The sequence below is a fragment of the Streptococcus cameli genome (assembly GCF_053207365.1).
Genome location: NZ_JBRUIM010000001.1, coordinates 37,724 through 64,110 on the forward strand (window position 1 = coordinate 37,724; position 26,387 = coordinate 64,110).

Sequence of the window (26,387 nt, forward strand, 5' to 3'; positions counted from 1 at the left end):
AAAAACTGAAAAAGGTTGACAAAAATGATTATTTAATATATATTAAAACGGTAGTTAGGCAAACCTAACTTTCTAATTAATAAAACATATGGAGGTTTCTATGTTTAAAAAATGTTTAGCAGGATTGTCCTTAATCCTCTCTATTGTTCTCTTGGGGGCTTGTCAAAATCAGCCTTCCAAGGATGCTTCTGCGACTGAAAAACCAGTTGTAACCGTAACAACATCTTTCTTGTATGATATGGTTCATCAATTAGCAGGCGATGACATTCAACGCGAATTAATCATTCCTGCCGGTGAGGATCCACACTTGTACGAAGCAAAATCAAGTGATTTGAAAAAACTACAAGAAGCAGATCTTGTTTTATACCATGGGCTTCATTTTGAAGGAAAAATGGTTGATGCATTAGAAAAATCAGGTGTAGCAGTTTCAAAAGACTTTAAAGAGTCAGAAATTGGTAAAATGGAAGAAGATGGTGAATCTGTCATCGACCCTCATTTCTGGTTTGACATTGCTTTGTACAAATCTGCAGTAGAAGTTGCTTCTGAAGAATTGCAACGTGTTTTACCAAAGAAGGCAGATAAAATCAAGGAAAACACAAGTACCTATCTTGCTGAATTGGATGAATTGGACGCTTGGAACAAAGAACAATTGGCAGCAATTCCTGAAAATAGCCGTTACTTGGTAACGCCACATGATGCCTTTAACTACTTTGCTCGTAGCTATGGCTTTACACTTTACGCCCCTCAAGGTGTCAGCACAGACTCTGAAGTGGCAAACAGTGATATGATTGAAACCGTAAACCTGATTATTGAACACAACGTAAAAGCAATCTTTACAGAATCAACAACTAACCCTGAACGCATGAAGAAATTGCAAGAAGCAGTTGCAGCAAAAGGTGGAAATGTTGAAGTGGTCACTGGTCATGGGAAAGAATTGTTCTCTGATTCTCTTGCTCCTGAGGGCGAAGACGGAGAAACCTACATCGATATGTACAAACACAACACAGAGTTGATGGTGACATATCTAAAATAAGATAACAAAGGAAAACTCATGAAAACAGCTCTAAAACTTGCACAAGTGGATTTGTCCTACGGGTCAGTTTCTGCCTTGGAACAGGTCAATTTGACCATTCCAACCCAGACACGAACAGCCATTGTTGGCCCCAATGGGGCTGGAAAATCCAGTTTGATGAAGGCTATTTTAGGTCTTGAAAAAGTAACGAGCGGTCGGATTGAGTTGCTTGGTGAGACTGGGAATATTGAGGAGGTTATTCGCAAGAAAGTGGCCTATATTCCCCAGTCTAGCCGAGTGAATTGGAATTTTCCAGCGACGGTGTTTGAAATTGTGCTGATGGGGCGGTATTCTCATATCTCTCACTTTTTAAAACGTCCGAGTCGTAGGGACAAAGAAATTGTTGAAGCAGCTCTTGAGAAGATGAATTTGCAAGAAGTCCGCAATCGTCAGATTGACCAGTTATCAGGTGGCCAACGACAACGGGTTTTTATTGCACGTTCTTTGGCTCAAGAAGCGGAGTTGTACCTGATGGATGAACCCTTGGCTGGGATTGACCAGCTGACGGAGCAGATTATTATGGATACACTCAAAGAATTTCAAGACCAAGGAAAGACATCGATTGTGATTCACCATGATTTGTCTAGTCTAGAGACCTATTTTGATTATATGGTCTGGTTGAATAAGACAGTTGTAGCTGCAGGTGCCATGTCACAGGTACTGACAGATGAGAATTACCAAAAAACTTATGGTTTGCAAGCACAGACCTTCCGAGAAAAAGAATAGGAGGGGCTTATGTTTGATGTGTTAAGGGAGTATTCCTTCTGGACAGTAGCCTTGGGGACCGCTTTTTTAGCCCTGGCAACGAGTATGATTGGAACCATTAGTGTTCTGACCAAGCAAAGCTTGATTGGTGATAGTTTGGGCCATGCCTCCTATCCTGGAGTCATTTTCTCCTACATGCTCTTTCAATCACGCAATCCGTTTTTGCTCATGCTTGGTGCGGTATTTGCAGGCTATTGTTCCTATGGTCTGGTCTTGTGGATTCGTAAAAATAGCGGACAAAGTTTGGTCAATATTTTGGCCATGGTAGCATCTTCCTTTTTTGGTTTGGGAATGGTCCTAAAGCAATATGTTCAAGGAAATGCCCAATACCAAAATGCCAGTCAAGCAGGGCTTAAGACCTATTTATTTGGTCAGGCAGCTTTTATCCATAAAGAGGATATTGTCCTGATTAGCCTTGTTTCACTTCTTTGCCTGTGTTTGTTTTTTCTTTGTTACCAATCCTTCAAGCTTTATTTATTTGATGAGACATTTGCGGTAACGGTTGGTGTTCCAGTCCGCTTTTTGAAACAGTTGACCATGTTTTTGATGATTTGTTTGATTTCGGTCGGTTTAAAAGTGGTTGGAGCTGTCTTGATGAGTAGTTTTCTCATTACCCCAGCTGTTTTGGGCTTGCTTCTTGGGAAATCCTATCAGAAGACCCTTGTCCTATCTAGCCTTGTCTCTTTGCTATCTGCCTTTCTTGGGACATGGATTAGTTCGGTTGTATCTGGAATGTCAACAGGGCCAAGTATTATCGTCTTTATGACTTTCTTTACCCTTTTGGCCTTTCTGTATGTGACCTATGTTCGAAAGGAGAATAGCCGTGCTTGAAGTTCTAATTATTTTGCTACTGGTCTCGGCCTCCTGTAGTCTAATTGGCTCAGTTCTTGTCTTGAAAGATCAAGCGATGATTGCCGATGCCTTGTCTCATTCGGTTTTATTAGGGATTGTTCTTGGTTTTTTTATCAGCCATAGCCTGGATTCTCCCTTTTTGATGGTTGGGGCAGCCCTGTTTGGGGTGTTGACCGTTTGGTTAATTGATTTTTTGCATACCAGTAAGGTGCAACATGACGCAGCAACAGGAATCGTCTACTCTTTTCTCTTTTCGGTAGCGGTCATCCTGATCTCTGTATTTGCCCGTAATGTGCATTTGGATTTGGATATGGTTTTAATGGGGGAAGTTCTCTTTGCACCCTTAAACCGTATGGATATAGGAGGTTTTTCGCTTCCTATTTCCATGGTTAAATCAGCCGTGATGCTTGTGATCAATGTGGTGTTTTTTAGTCTAGTTTACCACCGCCTCAAACTCTATCTCTTTGATGAGACGCAATTGCGTTTATCTGGGAAATCGTATCGGCTCATCTCTTTTGTGACGCTATTATTGGTGTCGATGACTACTGTTTTCTCTTTTGATGCAATCGGATCGATGACAGTCATCGTATTTCTGGTTGCGCCGAGTATGGGAGCCCTCTTGTGGTCTCGCCATTTTTGGGACTTTCTCCTTTATGCCCAAATAATCGGTGCTATCAATGTGTTTATCGGCTACCAGTTGGCTTGGCAATTTGATCTCACCATGTCAGGAACTTGTGCAGTGGTCAGTCTCTTGACTTACTGCCTCCAATTGGTTCTAAAAAAAGGTCGCGAAAATTGGTCTAACAAGTGATATTGTTAGACTTTTTTGGTACTATAAAGGTATCCCAAGATAAATCAGTTGGATTTGTCTTAGAGGGATTGAATGAAAGAAAGAGGAAGAAAAATGACACGTTTTCAAGATGATTTTTACGAAGCTGTCAATGGTGAATGGGCCAAGACAGCCGTTATTCCCGATGACAAACCACGGACTGGGGGATTTTCTGACTTAGCCGATGAGATTGAAGAACTGATGCTGATCACCACAGACAAGTGGTTGGACGGAAAAGACCTGCCGACCGATCCTATTTTGGCAAACTTTGTCAAATTTCACAAAATGACAGCTGATTATGCCAAGAGAGAAGCAGTTGGTGTGGAACCTGTTCTGCCACAAATTGAAGAATATAAGAACCTGTCTTCTTTTGCTGATTTTGCGTCTAAGATTGCAGCTTTTGAAATGGATGTCAAACCCAATGAGATGCCGTTTGGTGTGTCGCCAGATTTTATGAATGCCAAGCTCAATGTGCTCTGGGCCTATGCTCCAAACATTATCCTGCCAGACACGACCTACTACGAGGAAGGCCACGAAAAAGCAGCAGAATTGTTAGCTGTCTGGCGCAAAGAACAAGAAGAACTCTTGCCAAAATTTGGTTTTTCAACAGAAGAAATCAAGGATTTGCTGGACAAGATTATTGCTTCTGACAAGGAAGTGGCAAAGTATGTTTTGTCACGAGAAGAAGGGGCCAAATATGTAGAACTCTACCACCCCTATGAATGGAATGACTTCACAGCCCTTGCTCCAGAATTGCCTTTGGACCAAATCTTCACAGAGATTTTAGGCCAAGTACCTGAAAAAGTCATTGTACCAGAAGAACGCTTCTGGAAAGAATACGCTGGCACCTATTATTCACAAGCCAATTGGGACTACCTCAAGGCCCGTTTGGTGGTTGATGCAGCAACGGCTTGGAACGGCTACTTAACCGATGAAATCCGGATTCTATCTGGTACCTATAACCGGGCTTTATCTGGGACACCGCAAGCGGCCAATGCAAGAAAAGCAGCTTATTATCTGGCAGAAGGACCGTATAACCAAGCACTTGGACTTTGGTATGCCGACAAACGATTTTCTCCTGAGGCCAAGGCCGATGTAGAAGAAAAGGTGGCAACCATGATTGGGGTATACAAGTCACGCCTTGAAACGGCTGATTGGTTGGCGGCAGAGACCCGTGAAAAAGCCATCACCAAACTCAATGTCATCACCCCTCATATCGGGTATCCTGAAAAATTACCAGCTACCTATGAGAAAAAAATCATTGATGAATCCCTCTCTTTAGTGGAAAATGCCCGCAATTTGGCTAAGATTTCGGTTGCTCATACCTGGAGCAAGTGGAACAAGCCGGTTGATACGACAGAGTGGGGCATGCCAGCTCACATGGTCAATGCTTATTACAGCCCGCAACAAAATAAAATCGTCTTTCCTGCGGCCATTTTGCAAGCACCATTTTATGCCATGGAGCAAAGTTCATCGGCCAACTATGGCGGAATCGGAGCTGTGATTGCTCATGAAATTTCCCATGCCTTTGACACAAACGGTGCATCTTTTGACGAACACGGTAGCCTAAACAATTGGTGGACAGATGAAGACTATGCGGCCTTCAAGACACGGACTGATCAAGTGATCGACCAGTTTGACGGCATTGAATTGCATGGTGCCAAGGTAAACGGCAAACTCACTGTGTCTGAAAATGTTGCGGATTTGGGTGGTGTGGCCTGTGCACTGGAAGCTGCTAAGAAAGAAGTAGATTTCTCTGCTCGGGATTTCTTTATCAACTTTGCCCGTATTTGGCGGATGAAGGCGCGTGAAGAATTCATGCAAATGTTGATTGCGATCGATGTACATGCACCAGGAAAATGCCGGACCAACGTTACCTTGACCAACTTTGAAGAATTCCATACAGAATTTGAGGTGCAAGAAGGAGACCCAATGTGGCGCTCACCTGAGGAACGTGTTGTGATTTGGTAAGGAAATGCTCAAACAGGAGGATAGGCATGAAAAAAGTGTTATTGGTTGTGAACCCTAGCTCAGGGGGCGAAAAAGCGCCAGCCTATGAAGAGCTAGCGATAGACAAGTTAGCGTCTTATTTTGATGAAGTGCTGGTCAAGCATACAGAAAAAGCAGGAGATGCGACTCGGTTTGCAAAAGAAGCTGCACAACAAAATTACCACAGTATTTTTGTGATGGGCGGTGATGGAACGGTCAATGAGGGGATTAGTGGAATCGCAGAAATGGACTATCGTCCCAAATTTGGCTTTTTCCCGCTTGGAACGGTCAATGACTTAGCCCGGAGTTTGGGATTGCCTTTGGACCCCGAAGAAGCAATTATAAATTTAGACTTGGAAGTTGTTCGACCCCTGGATATTGGGAAAGTCAATAACCGTTATTTCATGAACATTATTGCGATTGGCACTATTCCAGAGTCCATAAACAATGTCAACCCTGAAGAGAAAACCAAATGGGGGAAAGCAGCCTATTTTCTATCTGGTGTAAGGGAGTTGCTGACGACGGATTTTCATGATTATCACTTGTCACTTGATGGGCAACTCTCAGATATCAAAACGAGTACCATTTTAATTGGCTTAACCAACTCAATTGGTGGATTCGAAACCATCTTACCCAATGCCAAGGTCGATGACGGCCTACTTCATTTAGTGTATGTGAAGGATCAGTCTCTTTTTGATACAGTAAAAGCAGTGCCTGATTTGGTTGCAGGGGTGAGCCAATCAACAGAGAATCTTGTCTACCAAACCTTTATAAAAGGCTCAATTGAACTGATCGACAAACAAGTCAACTTAGCCATCAATGTTGATGGAGATGAAGGCGATACCTTGCCGATTTCAGTAGAAATCTTACCATCGCATTTGGAAGTCTACGCACGCTGAAAACTATCTGAAAAGATAGTTTTTTTCTGTTTTGTAGCCTAAGATGTAGCCTATTCTTTCTTAAAAAATGATATAATAGAAACGATATTATATTTTGAGAATACTGGAGAACCTTATGGTAACTTACAATCACAAAGACATCGAGCCCAAGTGGCAGAAACACTGGGCGGACAATCATACCTTTAAGACAGGCACTGACGCCTCAAAACCTAAGTTTTATGCCCTAGATATGTTCCCTTACCCGTCTGGTGCGGGCCTCCACGTTGGTCACCCAGAAGGCTACACAGCAACCGATATCCTTAGCCGTTTCAAACGGGCTCAAGGCTACAATGTCCTCCACCCAATGGGTTGGGATGCCTTTGGTTTGCCTGCGGAGCAATATGCCATGGATACGGGCAATGACCCTGCCGAATTCACGGCCGAAAACATTGCCAACTTCAAACGCCAGATCAATGCCCTCGGCTTTTCTTACGACTGGGACCGGGAGATCAACACGACTGATCCAGACTACTACAAGTGGACCCAGTGGATTTTCACCAAACTCTACGAAAAAGGCCTGGCCTATGAAGCCGAAGTACCAGTTAACTGGGTCGAAGAATTGGGAACAGCCATCGCCAACGAAGAAGTCTTGCCAGATGGAACGTCTGAGCGTGGTGGCTATCCTGTGGTCCGCAAACCCATGCGCCAATGGATGCTCAAAATCACAGCCTATGCAGAACGCCTCCTAGAAGACCTCGAGGAAGTGGACTGGCCAGAGTCCATCAAAGACATGCAGCGCAACTGGATTGGCAAGTCCACAGGGGCGAACGTGACTTTCAAGATCAAAGATACAGACAAGGATTTCACTGTCTTTACAACCCGTCCGGATACCCTTTTTGGAGCGACCTATGCCGTCCTTGCGCCGGAGCATGCCCTGGTTGATGCCATCACGACAGCTGACCAAGCAGATGCGGTTGCGGACTATAAACGCCAAGCCAGCCTCAAGTCTGATTTGGCCCGTACGGATCTCGCCAAGGAAAAGACAGGCGTTTGGACAGGCGCATATGCTATCAATCCAGCCAACGGCAAGGAAATGCCGATCTGGATTGCGGACTATGTCCTTGCTAGTTACGGGACAGGTGCCATCATGGCCGTGCCTGCCCACGACGAGCGTGACTGGGAGTTTGCCAAGCAGTTTGACCTTGAGATTCTCCCTGTTCTTGAAGGGGGAAATGTGGCTGACGCAGCTTACACCGAAGACGGTCTTCACATCAATTCGGACTTCTTAGATGGCCTCAACAAGGCTGACGCGATTGCCAAAATGGTCGCTTGGTTGGAAGCAGAAGGTGTCGGCAATGAAAAAGTGACCTACCGCTTGCGCGACTGGCTCTTTAGTCGCCAACGCTATTGGGGTGAGCCAATCCCAATTATCCATTGGGAAGACGGGACTTCAACAGCAGTGCCAGAAAGCGACTTGCCACTGGTCTTGCCAGTGACCAAGGACATCCGCCCGTCAGGAACAGGCGAGTCACCGCTCGCTAACATTACCGACTGGCTGGAAGTGACCCGTGAAGATGGGGTCAAAGGCCGTCGTGAGACCAATACCATGCCACAATGGGCAGGTTCAAGCTGGTATTACCTCCGCTACATTGACCCTAAAAACACAGAAAAATTAGCTGATGAAGACCTGCTCAAGCAATGGTTGCCAGTGGATATCTATATCGGTGGTGCTGAGCATGCCGTGCTTCACTTGCTCTATGCCCGTTTCTGGCACAAATTCCTCTATGACATCGGTGTGGTGCCGACCAAGGAACCGTTCCAAAAACTCTTTAACCAAGGGATGATTTTGGGTACAAGCTACCGCGACAGCCGCGGTGCCTTGGTAGCTTCTGACAAGGTTGAAAAGCGTGACGGTGGATACTTCCACATCGAAACCGGTGAAGCCTTGGAGCAAGGACCTGCCAAGATGTCCAAGTCCCTTAAAAATGTTATCAACCCAGATGATGTGGTGGACCAGTATGGTGCCGATACCTTGCGGGTTTATGAAATGTTCATGGGACCACTGGATGCTTCTATCGCCTGGTCTGAAGAAGGTTTGGAAGGCTCACGCAAGTTCCTAGACCGGGTTTACCGCTTGATCACGACCAAGGCTATCGTTGCTGAAAACGACGGTAAGCTAGACAAGGTTTATCATGAAACAGTGAAGAGCGTGACCGAGCAAATCGAGCAGCTCAAGTTCAATACAGCCATTGCCCAACTCATGATTTTTGTCAATGCCGCCAACAAGGCAGATGCTCTTTATAGCGAGCATGCCAAAGGCTTTGTTCAACTGATTGCGCCGTTTGCACCGCACTTGGGTGAAGAACTCTGGCAAATCCTGACCCAGTCCGGTCAATCGCTCTCTCACGTCGCATGGCCAATCTATGATGACAGCAAGCTGGTCGAAGACGAGATTGAGATTGTTGTCCAAATTAAGGGCAAGGTCAAGGCTAAACTCATGGTACCAAAAGACGCTAGCCGTGACGAGTTAGAAGCCATTGCCATGGCAGACGACAAGGTCAAGGCAGAGCTTGATGGCAAAGAGATTGTTAAAGTGATTGCAGTCCCAAATAAATTGGTCAATATTGTTATTAAGTAACCCAATTGATTGGCTTATTTCCAACCTCGAAACCTCCATAGGAGCGTTTGAGCCAAATAAAGCAAAAAGGAGAAACGATTCTCCTTTTTCTTTTAGAAACGCTTAAGAAATCCTTTAGCTTTTTTAAGGTCAGAGGATTATACTACTAGCATAGTAGTTGAAGCTACTACAAAAATTTCTTTTTCATATAAATCTCCTAGAAAAGACTGGTTCAAAACGAGCCGGTCTTTTCGTTTGCCAAAGAGATAGTGCAAAGGAAAAAATAAAGAAAAAAGAAATGAAAACTAGAAAACGATTTCAAAAAGTGTTACAATAGGGGCAAATCATACTGGAAAAGAGACAAAATGATGAGAGATGTAGAAAAAACCATTACCATGAAAGATGTGGCTCGCCTAGCCGGTGTTGGGGTTGGGACAGTGTCTCGTGTTGTCAATGGCATCAAAGTAAAAGAGAGCACGCTGGAAAAGGTGCAAGCAGCCATTGAGGAGCTCAACTACCAGCCAGATGAGTATGCTAGAGGATTAAAAACCAATCGGAGCCATACTATTGCCCTGATTATTCCAAGTATCTGGCACCCTTTTTTCTCTGAATTTGCCTATTATGTGGAAAAGAATTTGAGTGATCGAAACTACAAGATGTTTATCTGCAATATTGAGTCTGATGTGTCAACCGAAATTGAATACCTAGAAATGGTGAAAAACAACAAGGTCGACGGGATTATCGGGATTACCTATTCCGATATCGATCAGTATGTGTCTTCAAACCTGCCCTTCGTGAGTATTGACCGTCACTTTTCAGAGGATGTTCCCTATGTATCATCAGACAATTTCGGTGGTGGCCAGTTGGCTGCTAAAGAATTACTGGCCCGTGGCGTCAGCCATTTTGCTTACATCGGCGGAAAAAATATCTACGAAAATGAAACAGATTTGCGTAAAAAGGGATTTTACCAAGTGGTAGAAGAAGCAAAAAAACCACTGTATAAGTTGGACCTCTTGGAGCCGATTGAGAATTTAGAGGACAAAATTCAGGATTTTCTTTTGGAACATGCTCAGATTGATGGCATTTTTGCGGTCAATGATTTTATGGCTATGCGGATTATCCGTGTCTTGAAAGAGATGGGGAAAAAAGTACCGGAAGATATCCAAGTGGTTGGTTTTGATGGTTTGAAGCCTGCGATTGACCAAGACTATTTCCTATCGACAATCCGCCAGCCTTTGGAACTGTTGGCCAAAACATCTGTAGAGACGTTATTGACCCTCTTAAGTGGAGAAGAGCCAAGTCCCCGTACGGTCTTGCCGGTCACTTTCGTAGCGGCCGGAACTACAAAATAAAAATTTTTTATAAAAATACTTGACAAAAGAATAGAAATCGCTTACAATATAATCAAATAAACTTGAAACGTTTCCAAAAAAGACTGATCCCTCCCAAGGGATTGTGTTTTGACCAAAATTTGAAACGTTTCCAAAAAGGAGAATCTTATGCAAAAAACTAGTCGATTTAGTTTTTTTGAAAAGTTGAGGGAACAGCGGTTTTTGTTAGCGATGTTGGTTCCGGGATTGCTCTTAACATTTGTTTTTAAGTACATTCCAATGTATGGTGTCTTGATTGCCTTTAAAGATTTTAACCCTTTGCGAGGAGTAATGGGCAGTGAGTGGATTGGATTTGAAGAATTTCAAAAGTTTTTGAGTTCTCCTAATTTTTTAAACCTATTAGGAAATACCTTGAAATTGAGTGTATATGGATTAGTGCTAGGATTTTTCCCACCCATAATCTTATCCATTATGCTGAATCAGTTATTGAGTGAGAAAGCTAAGAAAAGAATTCAATTGATTTTATACGCTCCTAACTTTATTTCAGTTATTGTAATTGTCGGGATGATATTTTTATTCTTTTCAATGGAAGGGCCTGTCAATTCCATTTTATCCATATTTGGAATGAAGGTAAATTTCATGACCAATCCCGATTTTTTTAGACCTCTGTATATTTTCAGTGGAATCTGGCAAGGAATGGGTTGGGCTTCAACCTTGTATACGGCTACCTTGGTCAATGTTGATACATCGTTGATTGAAGCAGCTCAATTGGATGGAGCAAATATTTTCCAACGAATTCGCCATATTGATTTACCAGCCTTAAAACCAATTATGGTCATTCAATTTATTTTGGCTGCAGGGAATATCATGAACGTCGGATACGAAAAAGCTTTCTTGATGCAAACCTCATTGAATTTAACTGCATCTGAGATTATTTCAACCTATGTATATAAAGTTGGTTTGGTATCTGGCGATTATTCATACTCAACAGCAGTTGGCCTCTTTAACTCAGTGATCAATATGATTTTATTGTTCTCTGTCAATAAAATCGTTGAAAAATTAAACGATGGAGAAGGGATTTAGTTTATGAATACGAAATTATATACAGATTTTGACAGACGAATCTTAATTGTCAATCGGATTTTAGTAGGATTTCTTGTGCTAATTACCCTGGTACCCATGCTTTATATTCTATTGGCTTCAATAGTTGATCCCCAAGTCTTAGCGACACGTGGAATTAGTTTTAATCCAGACGATTGGACTTTTCAGGGGTATGAAAAGGTTCTAGGAGACAGCTCAATTTTAAGAGGTTTCATAAATTCTTTATTTTATTCTACTAGTTTTGCAGTCTTAACAGTAGCTATCTCAGTCTTAACAGCTTACCCCTTATCACGCAAAAATTTAGTTGGGCGAAAATGGATCAATGTATTTCTCATCTTCACCATGTTTTTTGGTGGAGGATTGGTTCCAACCTATCTTTTAATTAAAGACTTGGGAATGTTGAATACAGTGTGGGCTATTATCATTCCTGGTGCTGTCAATGTGTGGAATATTATTTTGGCTCGAACTTATTTTCAAGGGATTCCAGAAGAATTGACAGAAGCAGCAGTTATTGATGGTGCCAACGATTTTCAAATCTTTATCAAAATCATGTTGCCATTAGCAAAGCCAATCATGTTTGTATTGTTCCTTTACGCCTTTGTTGGACAGTGGAATTCGTACTTTGATGCGATGATTTATATCAAGGATCCAGATTTGGAACCATTGCAGCTCGTTCTTCGAAAAATCCTAATTCAAAACGAGCCTGGTCAAGATATGATTGGGGCCCAAGCAGCGATGAACGAGATGAAACGTCTTGCGGAAATGATAAAATATGCTACGATTATCATTTCAAGTCTCCCTCTTATTGTGATGTATCCATTCTTCCAAAAATACTTTGACAAAGGAATTATGGCAGGATCACTTAAAGGATAATTTTGTTTTTCATTCATTACAATTAAAATATAAAAGGAGTTTCAAAATGAAAAAAATGAACAAATGGAAATCAGCTGGTATGGTTGCGTTACTAGCGACATCAGTGCTCTTAGCTGCTTGTGGATCGAAAGAAGGAACAGCTAGTCCTGATTATGAATTAAAAAATGTCCAATTTCCTTTGGAAGAAACCGTTACTTTAAAATTTATGACAGCCAGCTCACCACTAGCACCTAAAGATCCAAATGAAAAATTGATTTTCAGTCGCTTAGAAGAAGAAACCAATGTTAAAATTGCTTGGACAAACTACCAGTCTGATTTTGGAGAAAAGCGGAACTTGGATATTTCAAGTGGTGATTTACCGGATGCTATTCATAATGATAATGCATCAGATGTTGAATTGATGTCTTGGGCAAAACAAGGCGTGATTGTTCCGGTTGAAGAACTGATCGAAGAACATATGCCAAACCTCAAGAAAATTTTGGATGAAAATCCAGAATATAAGGCAATGATTACAGCACCAGATGGCCATATCTATTCTTTCCCATGGATTGAGGAGTTGGGAGATGGGAAAGAGTCCATTCATAGTGTGAACGACATGGCTTGGATCAATAAGGCTTGGTTAGATAAGCTTGGCTTGGAAGTTCCACAGACTACAGATGAATTGGTAACCGTCTTAGAAGCCTTTAAGACCAAAGATCCAAATGGAAACGGCAAAGCAGATGAAATCCCAATGTCCTTTATCAATGGAGCTGGAAACGAAGATTTCAAAATCTTGTTCGGTGCCTTTGGCGAAGGTGACAATGATGACCATATTGTCGTAGGAAATGATAAAAAAGTTGACTTTACAGCCGACAACGATGGCTATAAAGAAGGTGTCAAATACATGCACTCTCTTTACGAAAAAGGGTTGCTTGATTCAGAAGCCTTTGAGCAAGACTGGAATACGTATATCTCCAAAGGTGCCGATGAAATCTATGGTGTTTATTTCACCTGGGATGCAAACAACGTAACTGGAGCGGAGAACTATGTTGTCCTCCCAGCATTGTCTGGACCAAGTGGCCAAAAACATATCGCACGTACAAATGGAATTGGCTTTTCTCGTGACCGAATGGTTATCACAAGTGCCAACCAAAATTTAGAGTTAACAGCTAAGTGGATTGATGCGCAATATGCACCGCTCCAATCTGTTCAAAACAACTGGGGAACCTATGGTGATAAAGAGCAGCAAAATATTTTCGAATTTGACGAAGCGAATCAAATGTTGAAACATTTACCATTGGATGGTACTGCTCCAGCTGAGCTACGCCAAAAGACAGAAGTAGGTGGTCCATTGGCTATCTTGGATGAGTACTATGGCACAGTTACAACGATGCCAGACGATGCAAAATGGCGTTTGGATCTATTGAAAGAACATTATGTTCCACACATGAACAACGAGTACATTTATCCACGCGTCTTTATGCAAGAAGAAGACTTAGACAGAATTGCACAAATTGAGGCGGATTTGAATGACTTTGTATACCGCAAGCGTTCAGAGTGGATTACAAAAGGAAACATTGATTCAGAGTGGGATGCTTACAAAGCTGATCTTGAAAAATATGGCGTTTCTGAGTTAGTGAAAATCAAACAAAACTACTTTGATGACTATCTTAAAAACCAGGAGTAGTCTTTATGATTCAAAACAGTGTATTACAAAAAGCAGAAAGTTACATCAAAGCGAACCGGCAAAAGGTGGATTCCACCTTTCGCCCTGGCTTTCATGTGGCAACGCCCGTTGGTTGGTTAAATGACCCAAATGGCTTTGTCTTTTTCCAAGGGGAATACCACTTGTTTTACCAATTCCATCCCTATTCAAGTCAGTGGGGACCGATGCACTGGGGACATGTCAAATCCAAAGATTTGATCCACTGGGAAGAACTTCCGGTGGCCCTTGCTCCTAGCGAGGAATACGACAAGGATGGTTGCTTCTCAGGAAGCGCCTTGGTGGTCGATGGGAAGTTGGCCCTCATGTACACCGGTTGTGTGCGAAAAGATGGTGCCGACCATCAAATTCAGTGTATGGCCTACTCGACAGACGGGATTCATTTTGAAAAGTCCGTGCATAACCCTGTTTTGGCCGAAAAAGACATCGAGGGAATTGGGACTACGGTGGATTTCCGGGATCCCAAAATGCTCTACCATGATGGTGTCTACTACTCAGTTGTAGTAGCCAAAACGGCGGATAGCAGAGGACAAGTTCTCTTGTTTGAGTCCCATGATGAAACGCAAACTTGGCAATTCAAATCCGTTCTGTTAGAAGGGACACCGGATCAAGGAATCATGTGGGAATGCCCAGACCTCTTTTACCTAGATGGCAAATGGGTCTTGATCCTTTCACCGATTGAGATGAAGCGCCAAGGCCATGCCTACCATAATATCAACTCAACCCTTGCCTTTATCGGTGACATGGATTGGGAAACAGGAAAATTCAAGGTGGAAAACGAGCATGAAATCGACGGAGGGCATGACTATTACGCTCCGCAAACCTGTATCGATGATAAAGGCGATCGTTATATGATTGCTTGGATGCAGATGTGGCAACGCAATATCCCGACAGATGACCTCAATCACAACTGGGCAGGTCTTATGACCTTGGCCCGCAAGGTGCGGGTTGAAAATCTGCAACTGTTGCAATCTAACCCAAGTGGTCTTTATGATGCCTTTGAAGAAACAGAAAACTTCCAAGGAAGCATTTCTAGTGACGAACCGTTGGTCTTAGAAAATGTCGTTAAAAACCAACAATTGTTGCAATTGTCCCTTGAAACAGACACATCTTGGACCCTGTCTTATCCAATGGCCCAAGACCAAAAAACAGCCATCACCCTATCCTATGATGCGACGGAGTCCTTACTGACTTTGAGCCGAAAAGGCTATGGCTACACCATTGCTGGAAAAGAAACACCACAAGTCGAAAGCCGTAGCCTCACCGTTTCCAAGGAGAGTCCGCTTCAATTGGAACTGGTTCGCGATACCTCTTCGCTTGAAGTGTTGGTGAATCAAGCCTATACGATGAGCATGACCTTCTATAGTCGAGAAGAGTCTGCCCACCTACGTTTGGATAGCAAAGGAGACCTACTTGTTCACGAATTTAGTATTTCTGACTGGAAAGATTAAAGAACAGAATTTGTATAGTGAAGTACAAAAGGAGAAGATTTTCTCCTTTTTCTTTTAGAAACTCTTAAGAAATTCTTTAGCTTTCTTTAAGGCTAGAGGATTATACTACTAGCATAGTAGTTGAAGCTACTACAAAAAATTTCTTTTTCATATAAATCTCCTAGAAAAGACTGGTTCAAGATGGGCCGGTCTTTTCGTTTGGGGAGCTATTTTGCGAGAGCCTGGACTTGTGCTATAATGGAGAAAGAAAAGGAAACGAAAGAGATGAATGTACAGGATTTTTTCCCAAATGCCATAAGAAATCACCAGTCAAATATGGGATCGGATTGGATTAGTATAGAGCAAGAAAATGATTTTATCCATATTCCAGTTGCGGGATTAACTGAGAGAGAAGAAGTGCTCTTGCAACTGTTGCAATTCCAAATCGAAGATGGTCTCCCAGAGGATGATTGGTCTCGTTATTTCACGGGGCTGGCTCCGATACCTCAAAAAATTGAATCGGCCCAGTTAGTCTACATTGACCACACAATGACCTTATCTGATGATTTGCTGGAATTGTACCGTAATTTATTGCCCAACTGTCTAGCGATCGCTCGGGTAGCACAACATCGGACTGTTTTAGTATTGAACCAAGAGAAAAATATCGACGCTATTGAAGTAATGAAAGACACTCTTCCAGCCATTGAAAGCGATTTTGGTATTCGGATGACAGTGTTCTTTGGCAACAGTTGGTCGAGGCTACAAGAGGGAGACTTAGCGACCTATTTCCAACAAGAAAACCAACTCTTTTCATCTTATTTAAAGGAAAAGCGGAGCACTAGCATCATGACCTTTTCCCGTTTGGTTTTATGGGGGTTGGCACATCAGATAGACCTATCTGGGCTCTCTCAAAAAGTCTTACAATGGATGGATGACAGCAAGGAGATGCGGGAGATTGTTAGTGCCATGTGGGAAACCCATGGGAATTTGGTGCAAACAGCCCAATTGCTCTTTATGCACCGGAATTCTCTCCAATACAAATTGGAAAAATTCACCAATCTCAGTGGTTTGAACCTGAAAAACCTAGACGATTTAGCCCTTTGTTATCTATTATTATTGAAAGAATGAGACCAGCTTCAGGCTGGTTTTTTCTTTTGTGCAAATTGCCCAAAAAAATTGGAGCAGGTGACCATTATATGAAATCGCTTTCTTTGGTATACTAAATGTAACAAATACCAAAAGAAAATGGAGAAGACAAATGGTCGAATTAAACCTAAACCATATTTTTAAAAAATACCCAAATGCCACTCACTATGCTGTTGAAGATTTCAACTTGGACATCAAGGACAAAGAATTTATCGTCTTCGTTGGTCCTTCAGGATGTGGTAAATCCACAACGCTTCGGATGGTGGCTGGACTTGAAGACATCACTGAAGGTGAATTGAAAATCGATGGTGAAGTTGTCAATGACAAGGCACCAAAAGACCGTGACATTGCCATGGTTTTCCAAAACTATGCCTTGTACCCACATATGACAGTTTATGACAACATGGCCTTTGGTTTGAAATTGCGGAAATACTCAAAAGATGAGATTGACAAACGCGTTAACGAAGCGGCACAAATCCTTGGATTGACAGAATTCTTGAAACGCAAACCAGCAGACCTTTCTGGTGGACAACGCCAGCGTGTTGCCATGGGACGTGCGATTGTCCGTGATGCAAAAGTATTCTTGATGGATGAGCCATTGTCAAACTTGGATGCCAAATTGCGTGTATCCATGCGTACTGAGATCGCCAAAATCCACCGCCGTATCGGATCAACAACCATTTACGTAACCCATGACCAAACAGAGGCGATGACTCTTGCTGACCGTATTGTTATCATGAGTTCAACGAAAAACCCAGATGGATCTGGGACAATCGGACGTATTGAGCAAATTGGTACACCGCAAGAATTGTACAACACACCAGCTAACAAATTTGTTGCTGGCTTTATCGGAAGCCCAGCTATGAACTTCTTCACTGTAACAGTTGAAAAAGATCGTTTGGTGAGCTTGGATGGTTTTGAAATTGCCCTTCCAGAAGGTCAAGCTAAAATCCTTGAAGCAAATGGATATGTTGGCAAAGAAGTGACATTTGGTATCCGTCCAGAAGACATTTCAAGTGCCCAAATCGTTCATGATACTTATCCAAACGCAAGTGTGAGTGCGGAAGTCTTGGTATCTGAGCTTCTCGGTTCTGAAACCATGCTCTATGTGAAGACCGGTTCAACAGAATTCGTATCACGTGTTGATGCGCGTGACTACCATGAACCAGGTTCACAAGTGAAATTAACTTTCAATGTTGGCAAAGGACACTTCTTCGACAAAGAAACAGAAAAAGCGATTCGCTAAGAAGACTCAACCACTGGATCAACGGATTCGGTGGTTTTTTCTTTTGGAAAAGCTGTGCTATAATAAGAGCATGGACTATACACAAGAAGAAAAAGAATACTTTATGCGGGAGGCTTTGGCAGAAGCTAGAAAGTCCCTTGAAAAAGACGAGATTCCAATTGGTTGTGTCATTGTCAAAAACGGGACCATTATCGGTCGCGGACACAATGCTAGAGAAGAGCGCCAGCAAGCCATTCTACATGCGGAAATCATGGCTATTCAAGAAGCTAACCAGGCAGAGGGCAATTGGCGTCTCTTGGATACGACCCTCTTTGTGACCATTGAACCCTGTGTCATGTGCAGTGGAGCCATTGGCCTTGCCCGCATTCCGAGCGTTGTTTATGGGGCCAGTAATCAGAAGTTTGGAGGGGCAGGCAGTCTTTATGACATCTTGACGGATGTCCGCCTTAATCACCGTGTCGCAGTAGAGACAGGAATTTTACAAGAGGAATGTGCTTCTGTGATGCAAGAATTTTTCCGAAAGAGAAGGCTAGAGAAGAAGTAGGGTTAACCGAGGCTTGCAGATTTCATAAAATATGCTATAATAGTCTTTGGAGCAACATTTGTGCGTGAAGCGGGTCAGGGGAGGAATCCAGCAGCCCTAAGCGAAGTCAGATGTGTGCTCTTTTTGTTTTGGTATTTATTAGAAAATTAGGAATCAAAGTATGTCAATCAAAGTCAGGTACTTGTTAGTATTATTGTTCCTGTTTATAATGTTGCACCCTATATTAGAGAATGTTTGGACAGTGTCTTGCAGCAGACATATACAGAGATAGAGATTCTTGTTGTTGATGATCGATCAACAGATAGATCAGCTGCTATTTGTATGGAATATGCTGAAAAAGACAATCGGATTCAATTTGTCCAAAAAAGCCAAAATACTGGCTTGTCAGACGCACGAAATATTGGAATTGCAAATGCTTCGGGAGAGTATTTGACCTTTGTCGACAGTGATGATAAAATTAGCCCTACCTTTGTAGAACGCTTGTTAGCGGAAGCACAGAAGCACGATGCAGACCTTGTTTTTTGTGATCAATATGATTTTGTTGAGGAAAGGAGTGCCTTTCTTTATTATTCACCTCTATTTGCAAACGGTGTTGTTTCGTTGAAGGACTATCTCTTTCAGCGTTGTACCGGACAACGGGCGATGCTTTTTTCTGCTTGGGGGAAACTTTATCATTCCAGTTTGTTTCAAGGACATACAGGAATCCATTTTCCCTATCAACGCATCCATGAAGATGCTGTGGCTGTCCCACGTTTATTTATGAAGAGCAAAAAGGTGATGTATATAGAGGAAGCTCTGTATTGTTACCGGAAACGATCTGGAAGTATTACCAATCGGAAACGCTCGTTGAAGCAGATTGAGGATAACCTATATTTGACAGAGCAATTTATCCTTGATATGTTGATTGCAGATCAAGTAAGCAGAGAGATTATGTTAACATCTTATAAAGCTGTTTGTACTATTTGCAAACGCCAGCTGGAAGAATCAGACCTAACTCATACCTCAATTTATAAGGGATTACTTGTTAAAATGGAACTCATGGATCAATTTGTTAGATAAGCTTTGTTTTACTTTGTTGAGGAAAAATTTTACTTTACTAAAACAGGTTTGTGAAAATATTCATAAAATATCTAAAATGATTTGAAAAAATTCCAAGAAAAGGGTATCATAATAAGGAAACGAAATTAAGAAGGGATAGAACCTTATGGCACATATTCAATTTGATTATTCAAAATTACTAGAAACTTATATCCAACCACATGAGTTGGACTACATGCAAAGCCAAATCACTGCCGTTGATGCAGACCTTCGCAACCGTACAGGTGCAGGTGCGGAAATGCTGGGCTGGCTTGATTTGCCACAAGACTACGACAAGGAAGAATTTGCTCGTATCAAAGAAGCTGCAGCAAAAATCCAATCAGACAGTGATGTCTTGGTGGTGATTGGTATCGGTGGCTCTTACCTGGGTGCTAAAGCAGCCATTGACTTTTTAAATTCTTCATTTGTAAACTTGCAAACTAAAGAAGAACGCAAGGCCCCACAAATCTTGTATGCAGGAAATTCTATTTCTTCAACCTATTTGGCAGATTTGGTGGAATATGTTGGCGACAAGGATTTCTCTGTTAATGTGATTTCTAAATCTGGGACAACGACAGAGCCTGCCATTGCTTTCCGTGTCTTCAAGGAACTCTTGATCAAGAAATATGGTCAAGAAGGAGCTAACAAACGGATTTACGCTACGACTGACAAGGTCCGTGGTGCAGTAAAAGTAGAAGCGGATGCCAGCGGATGGGAAACCTTTGTTGTTCCAGATAGTGTCGGTGGACGCTTCACTGTCTTAACTGCAGTTGGATTGCTTCCGATTGCAGCATCTGGAGCAGATGTGGACCAATTGATGGCTGGTGCAGCTGCGGCTCGTGAAGCCTATGCTTCAGCTGATTTAAAGACCAACGAGTCTTACCAGTATGCAGCTCTTCGAAATATCCTTTATCGCAAGGGCTATACAACTGAAATCCTTGCCAACTATGAGCCATCTCTTCAATACTTCTCAGAGTGGTGGAAACAATTGGCTGGTGAGTCAGAAGGAAAAGACAACAAGGGGATTTACCCATCGTCTGCTAACTTCTCAACCGACCTCCACTCTATCGGTCAGATTATTCAAGAAGGTCGTCGTGACCTCTTTGAGACCGTTCTCCGTGTAGACAAGCCGACTAAGAATGTTTTGATTCCAGAAATGGCAGAAGACTTAGATGGTCTTGGTTATTTGGAAGGAAAAGATGTTGATTTTGTCAACAAGAAAGCGACAGATGGTGTGCTTCTAGCCCATACAGATGGTGGCGTGCCAAACATGTACATTACCTTGCCAGAGCAAGACGAGTTTACTCTTGGTTATGTTATCTACTTCTTCGAATTGGCGATTGCGGCTTCTGGTTACCTCAATGGGGTTAATCCATTTGACCAACCAGGTGTAGAAGCATACAAGAAAAATATGTTTGCCCTCCTCGGCAAACCAGGTTTCGAAGACTTGGCAGCTGAGTTGAACGCCCGTTTGTAATCTTATAGAAACGAAAAGATGAGAGATGAGACGTAGTCTCATCTTTTTTTGTGTTGAAAAAGTTATTTTTGGATTAGGTCACTAAATTTTTTAAGTTTCAAAAAAAGTGTGTCTTAATTTGTTAATGGAAGCGGTTTATAATAAAACTTGTAAAACATAAGAGTTGGGCTGTGCCCGAATCAAAAAGGAGTATCACATGGCAGATTGGTTAAATATTGCTGGGAAAACAGTGGTTGTCACTGGCGCATCGTCTGGAATTGGGAAAGCAATTGTGGATGAACTATTGGAATTGGGCGTCAATGTTGCAAATTTTGATATTGCAGACAATGGCGAAAGCCACGAAAATCTTTTGTTCCAAAAAGTAGATGTTACATCTCGTGCAGAAGTTGAAGCAGCGGTTGCAGCAACAGTTGAACGTTTTGACACTATTGATGCTGTTGTCAATAATGCTGGGATCAATATCCCACGTCTCTTGATTGATCCAAAAGATCCGCATGGTCAATATGAACTTGATGATGCAACCTTTGATAAGATTACCATGATCAACCAGAAAGGTCTTTACTTGGTGAGTCAAGCAGTTGGCCGTATCTTGGTTGACAAGAAAAAAGGTGTGATCATCAACATGGCCTCTGAAGCTGGATTGGAAGGTTCTGAGGGACAAAGTGCCTACGCAGCTACTAAAGCTGCTGTATACAGCTATACGCGCTCATGGGCCAAGGAATTGGGCAAATACAATGTTCGTGTTGTCGGAATTGCACCAGGAATTATGGAAGCTACTGGACTTCGAACACTTGCCTATGAAGAAGCACTCGGATATACTAGGGGAAAAACAGTTGATGAAATTCGTGCAGGTTATGCATCTACATCTACTACACCACTGGGACGCAGTGGTCAGTTAAGAGAAGTAGCGGACCTTGTTGCCTATTACATCTCTGACCGTGCAAGCTACATCACAGGGATCACAACCAACGTGGCAGGTGGGAAGACGCGCGGATAAAAAAAGACTAAAGAGGTAAAAAAGTGGCAATAGTTATTCGTTGGTATCGCATTTTGGAAATGTTGGTCGCACAAGGAAGTGTGTCTTTGGACGAGATGCGAGCGGACCTGAACGTGAGTTTGTCTACCTTGCACAAAAGCCTCGAACAGTTAAATGAGATGTTGGATTCAGACATCGACATCAGAGTGATCGACAATCAAGTGACGATGGCAGTTTATGATTATGCTCGGTTGGAAGAGATTCTGTCTGGAAGCCTGCGAAAAGAAACTGATTTCAATTCAGCCAGCAAACGATCGGCCTATCTGATCCGTCGGCTCTTACAAAGTCAAGACCCTCTCTTGATTGATGACTTAGCAGAAGAAGTTGGGGTCAGTCGAACGACTATTAACAAGGATTTAAAGCATGTGAAGGAGTTGGCTGACAAGTACCAGGTTCACATCATCGGCAGACCCAATCGTGGTTTGGAAGTGAAGGGGCAAGAAATTCACCTTCGTCTCCTCTATCTTCACACAGTCTATGCCTATTTTGAGTCTGATACCTTGTCGGAAGCAACTCAAGAATTTTTAGAGGACTTATGCTACAAATATAAGATTCCAAAGAAGATTCAAGATTTGTGGATTAAGGTAGTAGCCATTACGGTCGCACGATTGAAAAGAGATTGCCAGTTGACGGAACCCATTGCTTATTTTGCCAATGAGTTGCAGTCAGCTGACCTCCTTCATCAGTTGATCTACCATATTGAAATCCATTACCAGCTCTCTCTTAGTCAATATGAGCAGGATTTCCTCAGCTTCCCTCTCAATACACAATATGTGGATGGCTTGACCTACGTCAGCCAACAAAAGGGCGATTTGCATACCATCTTTATGGACATGGTTCACCGTGTGAAAGAGACACTTAATGTTCATTTTGACGAGGAACGTCTCTATGTTGAGATGCACAATCACTTGAAGTTTTTGGTTAACCGGTTGATTTTCCATGTGCAGACCAATGATATTTTCCACGGAGAAATCAAGCAAAAATACCCTCTAGCCTTTGAAATGGCCAAAGTAGCCAGTCGAAAATTGGAATCCTATTTCAATTACCAACTGGAACTGTCAGAAATCAGTTATTTAGCTCTCTATTTTGAGATGATCTTGCGGGAAAGCGAACAAGAAACGGAATTGCAACAACGCAAAATTGCAGTCGTGTGTACAACAGGACGTGGGACTGCCAATATGATTTGTCGGCAATTGTCACGTGTCTTGGGACAGGATATTGAGATTACCCAATATTCAGAGGAGCAATTCAATCCTGAAAAAGATGATGATTACTTTGCTATCTTTACAACTATTCCCTTGAAGCTAGGGCACCTCAAGTCACCGGTCATTCATTTGACCAATCTCTTTGATGATCAGTGGTTGCAAACGGAGTGGCAAAAGGTGCACCGCTACCATCAGAAAAATTTGGAAACCATTGAGTTACGGTTTATGTGGCTTCCAAAAATGGATGGATACGAGGATTACCTAATTGAAATGGCTTCTTCTTTGGAAAAAGAAGGTTTGGTAGACCAAGGGTTTAGCCAACGGATGATAGATAGAGAAGCCAAGCAATCCACCGTCTTTGGAAATGGCATTGGTTTTCCCCACACCATCAACAAAATGGACCAAAAAACCGTCTTGATGTTGGGGGTATTGGAGGAAGTAGACCAATCCCAAGGTCAACCACTTGAATTAATCTTCCTCGTCGCCATTCCTCATCAAGTAGAAAGCAAGATGGAGACGGAATTGCTAGAGCTGTATGACGATATTTTCCGGATTGCTAGTGATGAGACTTTAAAGTCGGACATCAGACAGATTCAGACAGAAAGTGAATGGATGGCTTTTACAAAAGAAAAAGGAGTATTTTAGATGAGTTTTGTCATAGTATTTGGTTTATTCTGTGTGGGAGCCTATCTCTTACAAATCGTATTTGGTATGCGTCAGCTCAAGCATTTCAATGAGACCTATTCCCAAATGCGTCGCTTGGGACGGGTTGCAATTGGCCGCCGGGCTGGGAAAATCAAATCGGGGACCATTGTTCTCTTTGCTATTGACAAAGACGCAAAGGTACTAGCAGCCAAGAAAATGCAAGGTGTAACCGTTTTGGCCAGTTTCAAAGATATGCCGGCTTATGTTGGACAAGATATCCATTATTTAGATACTTACAATCCCTTGGTTCGTAAAGAAAATAAACTCTTGCAGATTGCTATTGAGGATGCGAGAGAAGTCTTCCTTCGTGTGGAAGCAGGAGTCTACAAGGATGTTCCAAAATATGCACCAGTCGTTGACGTGGCCCTGCATAGTAAACTGTTGTTTGCTCGAATGAAGCAACAATTTAAAAAATCGTAAATAAAATAACCGATACAATCGGAAAAGGAGTTCATTATGAAATACATTATTCAATTTGCTGAAGGCTTTATGAAGCTCTTCCAACTCGGTGGCGAGACCTTCATCTCATGGATGACAGGTATCGTCCCAGTCGTTTTGATGCTCTTAGTGGCTATGAATGCCTTGATTGCCCTCTTAGGAGAAGACAAAGTCAATAAGTTGGCACAAGTTTCAGCTAAAAATCCAATCAGCCGTTACATGATTTTACCTTTTATTTCAGCCTTCATGCTAGGTAATCCAATGGCTATTTCCATGGGACGTTTCTTGCCAGAATACTACAAGCCAAGTTTCGTAGCATCACAAATGCAGTTCTGTCATACTTCAAATGGTGTGTTCCCGCATATCAATCCAGGTGAATTGTTTGTTTGGTTGGGGATTGCATCTGGTGTGGAAGCCCTTGGCTTGAACACCATGGATCTTGCGATTCGCTATATGTTGATCGGTTTGGTCATGAACTTCTTTGCAGGTTGGATCACAGACTTTACAACAGCTTGGGTATGTAAGCAACAAGGTGTAACCCTTAGCAAAACATTGGATTTGAACTAGAACGAGGAGCAAATAATCATGACATATAATAGCATTAAAGTTGTAAAAGGAAATGGCGGATTTGGTGGACCGTTGGTCATAACACCCACTGCTGAAAAACACAAATTTATCTACATCACTGGTGGTGGTGAAAAACCTGCTATCGTTGATAAAATTGTTGAACTAACAGGAATGGAAGCTGTGAATGGCTTTAAAACATCGATTCCGGATGAAGAAATCGCCTTGGCCATCGTAGACTGTGGTGGTACCCTTCGCTGTGGTATTTATCCGAAAAAAGGAATTCCAACGATCAATATTGTCGCAACTGGTAAATCAGGTCCGTTGGCTCAATACATCACAGAAGACATCTATGTTTCAGCTGTTGGCTTAGACCAAATTTCTGCAACAGATGATGCAGTAGTAGTTGCTGCAACACCTGTGAAAGAGACTCCAAAAACAGTCACCTATGATACTTCTAAGAAAATTACTGAACAACGAGCAGAATCTAGTTTCATCGCCCGTATCGGTATGGGAGCTGGTAAGGTCGTGGCGGTCTTTAACCAAGCGGCCCGTGAAGCCATCCAGACCATGCTCAACACCATCTTGCCGTTTATGGCCTTCGTATCCCTTTTGATCGGAATTATCAACGGTTCTGGTGTCGGAAACTGGATTGCCAAGTTGATGGTGCCACTTGCTGGTAATGTTTGGGGCTTGATTTTAATCGGATTTATCTGTTCCTTGCCATTCCTTTCTCCACTCTTGGGTCCTGGTGCAGTTATTTCACAAATCATCGGTACCTTGATTGGTGTGGAAATTGGCAAAGGAAACATCCCACCACAAATGGCACTTCCTGCCCTCTTTGCCATCAATACACAAAATGGTTGTGACTTCATCCCAGTAGCCCTTGGTCTTTCTGAAGCGGAATCTGAAACGGTCGAAGTCGGTGTGCCATCTGTATTGTACTCTCGCTTCTTGAGCGGTGTACCACGTGTTATCGTTGCTTGGGTAGCCAGCATCGGCTTGTACCAATAAGCATCCCCATTATTTTAAAATAGAAAAGAGAACTTCCACATGTCAACTATTTTTAACACACAAGTTGTTGCAATTGGGCCAGAAGCAGCTGGTATGATTGAAGCAACCAATATGCTAATCTTGTTTGGAGAAGGAGCGCCTGTTGATTTGGCAGAGTTTTGCTTCACCATCGATAACAAAGAGCTAACAGGTACCATATCAGTTGGTTCTACTCTAAGGATTGATGGAGCAAGCTATCCGATTACTGCAGTCGGTGACGTCGTTGAGAAAAACCTCAGTAATCTAGGCCACATCACTATCAATTTTGATGGTTCAGCAGAAGGTTCTCTCCCAGGAACACTCCATGTCCAAGCGGATACCTTGCCAACAGTATCTGAAGGCAGTTTGATCACAATTGAAGCATAAAATAAGCCCCTGACCAGGTGATTGGTTGGGGGTGTTTTTGTGAAAAATTAGGATAAGACCTATCAAATCAATCTTCCGTCGATAAGTTTGT

At 42.4% G+C, this 26,387-nt stretch carries 23 protein-coding genes and 1 other RNA gene; all 24 read left to right on the forward strand.

The genetic code is table 11. The annotated features are described in order from the left end of the window. Positions 1-100: 100 nt before the first annotated feature. The 24 genes from troA (at position 101) to ACVR1I_RS00305 (ending at position 26,296) form a co-directional block, all read left to right on the forward strand. Entirely contained in the window at positions 101-1,033 is a 933-nt protein-coding gene (troA, locus tag ACVR1I_RS00190; RefSeq protein WP_447442042.1) for an Mn uptake ABC transporter substrate-binding protein TroA, read from the forward strand. Between the two features lie 18 nt (positions 1,034-1,051). After that, complete coding sequence (gene troB / locus ACVR1I_RS00195) at positions 1,052-1,798, forward strand: Mn uptake ABC transporter ATP-binding protein TroB (protein ID WP_447442043.1); 747 nt, start codon at positions 1,052-1,054, stop codon at positions 1,796-1,798. A gap of 9 nt (positions 1,799-1,807) precedes the next feature. After that, complete coding sequence (gene troC / locus ACVR1I_RS00200; protein ID WP_447442044.1) at positions 1,808-2,668, forward strand: Mn uptake ABC transporter permease TroC; 861 nt, start codon at positions 1,808-1,810, stop codon at positions 2,666-2,668. Then, a complete protein-coding gene (troD, locus tag ACVR1I_RS00205) occupies positions 2,661-3,500 on the forward strand; it encodes an Mn uptake ABC transporter permease TroD (RefSeq protein WP_447442045.1) in 840 nt (279 codons plus the stop codon). The genes troC and troD overlap by 8 nt, the downstream gene beginning before the upstream one ends. Before the next feature lie 93 nt (positions 3,501-3,593). After that, positions 3,594-5,489, forward strand: a complete 1,896-nt coding sequence (locus ACVR1I_RS00210; protein ID WP_447442046.1) for a M13 family metallopeptidase — start codon at positions 3,594-3,596, stop codon at positions 5,487-5,489. A gap of 26 nt (positions 5,490-5,515) precedes the next feature. Further along, positions 5,516-6,406 carry a diacylglycerol/lipid kinase family protein gene (locus ACVR1I_RS00215; protein WP_447442047.1) on the forward strand — a complete coding sequence of 297 codons (891 nt, stop codon included), beginning with the start codon at positions 5,516-5,518 and terminating at the stop codon, positions 6,404-6,406. Positions 6,407-6,521: 115 nt separating this feature from the next. Continuing rightward, positions 6,522-9,023 (forward strand): leucine--tRNA ligase, encoded by a 2,502-nt coding sequence (leuS, locus tag ACVR1I_RS00220; RefSeq protein ID WP_447442048.1) that lies wholly within the window; start codon positions 6,522-6,524, stop codon positions 9,021-9,023. A gap of 347 nt (positions 9,024-9,370) precedes the next feature. Next, entirely contained in the window at positions 9,371-10,354 is a 984-nt protein-coding gene (locus ACVR1I_RS00225) for a LacI family DNA-binding transcriptional regulator (protein WP_447442983.1), read from the forward strand. A 147-nt stretch (positions 10,355-10,501) separates the two neighbouring features. Next, complete coding sequence (locus tag ACVR1I_RS00230) at positions 10,502-11,416, forward strand: ABC transporter permease (RefSeq protein WP_447442049.1); 915 nt, start codon at positions 10,502-10,504, stop codon at positions 11,414-11,416. A 3-nt stretch (positions 11,417-11,419) separates the two neighbouring features. Continuing rightward, entirely contained in the window at positions 11,420-12,307 is an 888-nt protein-coding gene (locus ACVR1I_RS00235; RefSeq protein WP_447442050.1) for a carbohydrate ABC transporter permease, read from the forward strand. Positions 12,308-12,353: 46 nt separating this feature from the next. Then, positions 12,354-13,973: an ABC transporter substrate-binding protein gene (locus tag ACVR1I_RS00240; RefSeq protein ID WP_447442051.1), complete on the forward strand. Its 1,620-nt coding sequence runs from the start codon at positions 12,354-12,356 to the stop codon at positions 13,971-13,973. A gap of 5 nt (positions 13,974-13,978) precedes the next feature. Further along, entirely contained in the window at positions 13,979-15,460 is a 1,482-nt protein-coding gene (locus ACVR1I_RS00245) for a glycoside hydrolase family 32 protein (RefSeq protein WP_447442052.1), read from the forward strand. A gap of 264 nt (positions 15,461-15,724) precedes the next feature. Then, positions 15,725-16,567, forward strand: a complete 843-nt coding sequence (locus ACVR1I_RS00250; RefSeq protein ID WP_447442053.1) for a helix-turn-helix domain-containing protein — start codon at positions 15,725-15,727, stop codon at positions 16,565-16,567. 130 nt (positions 16,568-16,697) lie between these two features. Continuing rightward, positions 16,698-17,831: an ABC transporter ATP-binding protein gene (locus ACVR1I_RS00255; RefSeq protein ID WP_447442054.1), complete on the forward strand. Its 1,134-nt coding sequence runs from the start codon at positions 16,698-16,700 to the stop codon at positions 17,829-17,831. Positions 17,832-17,901: 70 nt separating this feature from the next. Continuing rightward, positions 17,902-18,375 carry a tRNA adenosine(34) deaminase TadA gene (tadA, locus tag ACVR1I_RS00260; protein ID WP_447442055.1) on the forward strand — a complete coding sequence of 158 codons (474 nt, stop codon included), beginning with the start codon at positions 17,902-17,904 and terminating at the stop codon, positions 18,373-18,375. 38 nt (positions 18,376-18,413) lie between these two features. After that, positions 18,414-18,511: signal recognition particle sRNA small type (gene ffs / locus ACVR1I_RS00265), an RNA gene on the forward strand. A 56-nt stretch (positions 18,512-18,567) separates the two neighbouring features. Then, a complete protein-coding gene (locus ACVR1I_RS00270; protein ID WP_447442984.1) occupies positions 18,568-19,434 on the forward strand; it encodes a glycosyltransferase family 2 protein in 867 nt (288 codons plus the stop codon). A gap of 145 nt (positions 19,435-19,579) precedes the next feature. Further along, positions 19,580-20,929, forward strand: coding sequence for a glucose-6-phosphate isomerase (locus tag ACVR1I_RS00275; RefSeq protein ID WP_447442056.1), 1,350 nt, complete (start codon positions 19,580-19,582; stop codon positions 20,927-20,929). A 196-nt stretch (positions 20,930-21,125) separates the two neighbouring features. Beyond that, positions 21,126-21,926: an SDR family oxidoreductase gene (locus ACVR1I_RS00280; RefSeq protein ID WP_447442057.1), complete on the forward strand. Its 801-nt coding sequence runs from the start codon at positions 21,126-21,128 to the stop codon at positions 21,924-21,926. Positions 21,927-21,949: 23 nt separating this feature from the next. Further along, positions 21,950-23,815: a BglG family transcription antiterminator gene (locus ACVR1I_RS00285; RefSeq protein WP_447442058.1), complete on the forward strand. Its 1,866-nt coding sequence runs from the start codon at positions 21,950-21,952 to the stop codon at positions 23,813-23,815. Beyond that, the gene (locus ACVR1I_RS00290; protein ID WP_447442059.1) at positions 23,816-24,295 is read left to right on the forward strand and encodes a transcriptional regulator GutM; all 480 of its coding nucleotides are present in this window, start codon (positions 23,816-23,818) and stop codon (positions 24,293-24,295) included. 36 nt (positions 24,296-24,331) lie between these two features. After that, positions 24,332-24,880, forward strand: a complete 549-nt coding sequence (gene srlA / locus ACVR1I_RS00295; RefSeq protein ID WP_447442060.1) for a PTS glucitol/sorbitol transporter subunit IIC — start codon at positions 24,332-24,334, stop codon at positions 24,878-24,880. An 18-nt stretch (positions 24,881-24,898) separates the two neighbouring features. Next, positions 24,899-25,891, forward strand: coding sequence for a PTS glucitol/sorbitol transporter subunit IIB (srlE, locus tag ACVR1I_RS00300; RefSeq protein WP_447442061.1), 993 nt, complete (start codon positions 24,899-24,901; stop codon positions 25,889-25,891). Between the two features lie 39 nt (positions 25,892-25,930). Next, positions 25,931-26,296, forward strand: a complete 366-nt coding sequence (locus ACVR1I_RS00305; protein WP_447442062.1) for a PTS glucitol/sorbitol transporter subunit IIA — start codon at positions 25,931-25,933, stop codon at positions 26,294-26,296. Positions 26,297-26,387 lie beyond the last annotated feature (91 nt).

Excerpts from the sequence above, each read along its gene's own strand:
- troA (WP_447442042.1), top strand. The coding sequence starts at position 101 with ATGTTTAAAAAATGTTTAGCAGGATTGTCCTTAATCCTCTCTATTGTT.
- troB (WP_447442043.1), top strand. The coding sequence starts at position 1,052 with ATGAAAACAGCTCTAAAACTTGCACAAGTGGATTTGTCCTACGGGTCA.
- troC (WP_447442044.1), top strand. The coding sequence starts at position 1,808 with ATGTTTGATGTGTTAAGGGAGTATTCCTTCTGGACAGTAGCCTTGGGG.
- ACVR1I_RS00210 (WP_447442046.1), top strand. The coding sequence starts at position 3,594 with ATGACACGTTTTCAAGATGATTTTTACGAAGCTGTCAATGGTGAATGG.
- ACVR1I_RS00215 (WP_447442047.1), top strand. The coding sequence starts at position 5,516 with ATGAAAAAAGTGTTATTGGTTGTGAACCCTAGCTCAGGGGGCGAAAAA.
- leuS (WP_447442048.1), top strand. The coding sequence starts at position 6,522 with ATGGTAACTTACAATCACAAAGACATCGAGCCCAAGTGGCAGAAACAC.
- ACVR1I_RS00225 (WP_447442983.1), top strand. The coding sequence starts at position 9,371 with ATGAGAGATGTAGAAAAAACCATTACCATGAAAGATGTGGCTCGCCTA.
- ACVR1I_RS00230 (WP_447442049.1), top strand. The coding sequence starts at position 10,502 with ATGCAAAAAACTAGTCGATTTAGTTTTTTTGAAAAGTTGAGGGAACAG.
- ACVR1I_RS00235 (WP_447442050.1), top strand. The coding sequence starts at position 11,420 with ATGAATACGAAATTATATACAGATTTTGACAGACGAATCTTAATTGTC.
- ACVR1I_RS00240 (WP_447442051.1), top strand. The coding sequence starts at position 12,354 with ATGAAAAAAATGAACAAATGGAAATCAGCTGGTATGGTTGCGTTACTA.
- ACVR1I_RS00245 (WP_447442052.1), top strand. The coding sequence starts at position 13,979 with ATGATTCAAAACAGTGTATTACAAAAAGCAGAAAGTTACATCAAAGCG.
- ACVR1I_RS00250 (WP_447442053.1), top strand. The coding sequence starts at position 15,725 with ATGAATGTACAGGATTTTTTCCCAAATGCCATAAGAAATCACCAGTCA.
- ACVR1I_RS00255 (WP_447442054.1), top strand. The coding sequence starts at position 16,698 with ATGGTCGAATTAAACCTAAACCATATTTTTAAAAAATACCCAAATGCC.
- tadA (WP_447442055.1), top strand. The coding sequence starts at position 17,902 with ATGGACTATACACAAGAAGAAAAAGAATACTTTATGCGGGAGGCTTTG.
- ACVR1I_RS00275 (WP_447442056.1), top strand. The coding sequence starts at position 19,580 with ATGGCACATATTCAATTTGATTATTCAAAATTACTAGAAACTTATATC.
- ACVR1I_RS00280 (WP_447442057.1), top strand. The coding sequence starts at position 21,126 with ATGGCAGATTGGTTAAATATTGCTGGGAAAACAGTGGTTGTCACTGGC.
- ACVR1I_RS00290 (WP_447442059.1), top strand. The coding sequence starts at position 23,816 with ATGAGTTTTGTCATAGTATTTGGTTTATTCTGTGTGGGAGCCTATCTC.
- srlA (WP_447442060.1), top strand. The coding sequence starts at position 24,332 with ATGAAATACATTATTCAATTTGCTGAAGGCTTTATGAAGCTCTTCCAA.
- srlE (WP_447442061.1), top strand. The coding sequence starts at position 24,899 with ATGACATATAATAGCATTAAAGTTGTAAAAGGAAATGGCGGATTTGGT.
- ACVR1I_RS00305 (WP_447442062.1), top strand. The coding sequence starts at position 25,931 with ATGTCAACTATTTTTAACACACAAGTTGTTGCAATTGGGCCAGAAGCA.